Source organism: Phycicoccus jejuensis (assembly GCF_000720925.1).
In the GTDB taxonomy this organism is placed as follows: domain Bacteria; phylum Actinomycetota; class Actinomycetes; order Actinomycetales; family Dermatophilaceae; genus Phycicoccus; species Phycicoccus jejuensis.
The window spans coordinates 1-399 of sequence record NZ_JOEE01000055.1 but is presented as its reverse complement, the minus strand read 5'-3'; the positions used below and the strand labels follow the sequence as shown (position 1 = coordinate 399).

Here is a 399-nt window from a genome sequence, read left to right as displayed (position 1 = left end):
GCCCATTTGCGGCCAAGGAAGCGACGCTGACGCTGAGTTTTCCGGATCGCGGCATTGAGCCGTTGGAACGCAGGGCCGCACTGGGTCCAGACGGCTATTGGCACGTGAAGAAGGTGCCGTTGTCGGTCCCGGGCCGCTGGCACATGCAGATCGATGCCCTGGTGACCGATTTCAAGAAAGTGACGCTGGAAGACGATTTCGAGGTCAGGTAAACGCTCGATCGGTGCGCCGGATACCTCGGCGGTGCGCAATTCGCTGCAATGGCCGAAATTCGCCTGATTTGAAGGGTTTTTGACCTGAAGCGGCCTTGTGTTTTCACAGCCGATCCGGTTTCACTGCAGCTCTCTTCCGATGCATCACTGATTCCCGAGTAACGCCATGCGATTGTCGCGGTTTTTC

General features: G+C 57.6%; 1 protein-coding gene. It reads left to right on the top strand.

The genetic code is table 11. The features are described 5' to 3' along the window. Positions 1-212 (top strand): hypothetical protein (locus IG69_RS22595; protein ID WP_211251055.1); only part of this gene is annotated, 212 nt, incomplete at its 5' end. Between the last annotated feature and the right edge of the window lie 187 nt (positions 213-399).